The organism is Sphingopyxis sp. (assembly GCF_016463645.1).
Lineage (GTDB): Bacteria > Pseudomonadota > Alphaproteobacteria > Sphingomonadales > Sphingomonadaceae > Sphingopyxis.
Window position 1 is genome coordinate 1 of the sequence record NZ_JAEMQX010000234.1, and the last position, 2,565, is coordinate 2,565.

The window sequence follows — 2,565 nt, forward strand, 5'->3', positions numbered from 1 at the left end:
CCGGCCGGCCGATCATGCCCGGCGTCCTCATCGTCGAGGCGCTGGCGCAGGCCGGCGGCATTCTCGCGGTCGAATCGCTCGGTCTCGGCGGTTCGGGCAAGCTCGTCTATTTCATGGGGATCGACGGGGTGAAATTCCGCAAGCCCGTCGAACCCGGCGTGCTGCTCGATCTTCACGTCACCATCCTTCAGGCGAAGCGGAACATCTGCAAGTTCGAAGGGAAGGCGATGCTGGACGGACAGCTCGCGACCGAGTGTCAGTTCACCGCAATGATCGCCGATCCGCCGAGCGACTAAGCACCACTTGCAAAATTGCGCTTTCGCCGTTAGGGGACGCCGCTTCGCGGGCCCCGTGACGGGGAAAGCATCGACTCAGCTGCTGGTCGGTAACCAGTGGCGCAGGAGCCTGGAAATGAAAAAAGACGTTCACCCCGACTATCACATGATCACGGTCAAGATGACCGATGGCACCGAATATCAGACGCGCTCGACCTGGGGCAAGGAGGGCGACGTGATGACGCTCGAAATCGACCCCACCGCGCACCCGGCGTGGACCGGTGGCACCGGACGTCTGCTCGACGCCGGCGGTCAGGTAGCGAAGTTCAACAAGCGCTTTGGTGGTCTCACCCTCAAGCGTTGATTCGCTTCCTCAGCCGAGGACTTTCGCAAGCGCGCTTTGCCATCCGGCAAGGCGCGTTTTGCGTTTCCGGGGATCGAGCGCCGGGGTGAAGCGCGTCGCCGTGCCGCGCATCGTTGCGGCGGCGTTTGCCAGATCGGGATAGAGGCCGGCTCCCGTCGCCGCGAGCATCGCGGCGCCCAGCGCGGTGCTTTCGACGAAACCGGGCCGCTCGACCGTCAGGTCGAGCATGTCGGCCAGATCCTGCGCCATCCAGTCGTTTGCGGCCATGCCCCCGTCGATGCGCAACTCGGCCCAGTCGACGCCGTCGGCGGCGAACGCCGATTTGAGATCGTGCGCCTGATAGGCTTGCGCCTCGAGCGCGGCGCGCGCGACATGTGCTTTCGTACTCGCGAAGCTGAGGCCCGATAGCGCGGCGAGCGCATCGGGCCGCCAGTGCGGCGCGCCGAGGCCCGACAGGGCGGGGACCAGATAGACGCCGCCGTTATCGGTCACCGAGCGCGCCTGCCCCTCGCTCTCTCCCGCGCTCGCGAGCAGGCCAAGCCCGTCGCGCAGCCATTTGATCAGGCTGCCCGCGACGAAGACCGATCCTTCGAGCGCGTAGGAGCGGACGTCGCCTTCCTGAACAAGGATGGTTGCGAGCAGGCGGTTCGTTGAATGCGGGCGCTCGGTCCCGCTCGCCGACAGGATGAAGGCGCCGGTGCCGAAGGTCGCCTTGGTCTGCCCCGGCGACAGGCACGCCTGACCGATCGTCGCCGCCTGCTGGTCGCCCGCCATGCCGCATATCGGGATCGGGCTCCCGAACAGCGCCGGTTCGGTTACGCCTACGCCGGCGGTGCAGCCGGTGATTTCCGGCAGCAGGCGGATCGGTACGCCGAGGAGGTCGCAAAGTTCGGCATCCCATCCGCCAACGCCGTTGATGTCCATCAGCAGCGTCCGCGCCGCATTGCTCGCGTCGCTGACATGCACGCCGCCGGTCAGTCGATAGACGAGGTAGGATTCGATCGTCCCGACCGCGAGCCGGTCGCCGGCCTCCTTCAATTGCGGCCAATGTTTCAGCGCCCAGCCGATCTTGCTTCCCGAGAAATACGGGTCGAGCAGCAGGCCGCTTCTGTCCTGCACCATGGCTTCGTGTCCCGCCTGTTTCAGCGCCGCGCAATCGGCGGCGGTACGGCGGTCCTGCCAGACGATCGCGGGCGCCAGCGGCTCGCCCGTCTTGCGATCCCAGAACACCACGGTTTCGCGCTGGTTGGTGATGCCGATGGCCGCGACCAGATGGGCACCGCCTGCCTGCGCGATCATCTCGCGCGTGCAGGCGAGCGTGGCTTCCCAGATTTCGGCGGCGTCATGCTCGACGAGCCCGGGGCCGGGGTAATGCTGCCGGAACTCGCGCTGCGCGCTGCCGAGCGGGGTACCGTCGGCGGCGAAGAGCATCGTGCGGGTCGAGGTGGTGCCCTCGTCGATGACGATGATCTTTTCCGACATGGCGTCCTCCCTTTCCGCTAGCTCAGCACGAACGCGAAAGGGGAGCAATCCCGCGCCAGGTAATAATCTTGCAATTTCGCGCAACGCGTGCCATATGTTGTGCAGCGCAGCATGGCGGGGCCACCCGCCGCAACCACCGGCAGCGTGATTTTCCCGCCCAACTCAGGCGCGGGACGAGCCGGACCGGCGCTTTGTCCCCAGAGGCACCCTTTCACGCGGGTCGTTTCGAACCCGCGGCCGTGCGCCGTCCGTTCGCTGCGAACGGATGTGCCTGCGCGTCGCCCCATGTGAGTATTTTATGACGACTTTCAACGACTTTGGCCTGCACGCCGATATCAATCGCGCGCTTGCCGCCAAGGATTATACCCAGCCGACCCCGATCCAGACGCAGGCGATCCCGCCGCTGATGAAGGGCCGCGACCTGTGCGGCATCGCGCAGACCGG

At 66.2% G+C, this 2,565-nt stretch carries 3 protein-coding genes and 1 pseudogene; 3 read left to right on the forward strand and 1 reads right to left on the reverse strand.

All coding sequences use genetic code 11. The features are described from left to right. Together JHC57_RS21960 and rpmE are read left to right on the forward strand one after the other, a co-directional pair. Nucleotides 1–296 (forward strand): annotated as a pseudogene (locus JHC57_RS21960) (3-hydroxyacyl-[acyl-carrier-protein] dehydratase FabZ); the annotation flags it as partial. A 115-nt stretch (nucleotides 297–411) separates the two neighbouring features. Continuing rightward, nucleotides 412–639, forward strand: a complete 228-nt coding sequence (rpmE, locus tag JHC57_RS21965; RefSeq protein ID WP_037555096.1) for a 50S ribosomal protein L31 — start codon at nucleotides 412–414, stop codon at nucleotides 637–639. 9 nt (nucleotides 640–648) lie between these two features. On the opposite strand, the gene JHC57_RS21970 is transcribed toward rpmE, so the two are convergent. Beyond that, the gene (locus JHC57_RS21970) at nucleotides 649–2,121 is read right to left on the reverse strand and encodes a glycerol kinase (protein WP_294032694.1); all 1,473 of its coding nucleotides are present in this window, start codon (nucleotides 2,119–2,121) and stop codon (nucleotides 649–651) included. Between the two features lie 298 nt (nucleotides 2,122–2,419). Here JHC57_RS21970 and JHC57_RS21975 point away from each other — a divergent pair. Next, the coding region (locus JHC57_RS21975) for a DEAD/DEAH box helicase (RefSeq protein ID WP_294032695.1) at nucleotides 2,420–2,565 on the forward strand (146 nt) is incomplete at its 3' end.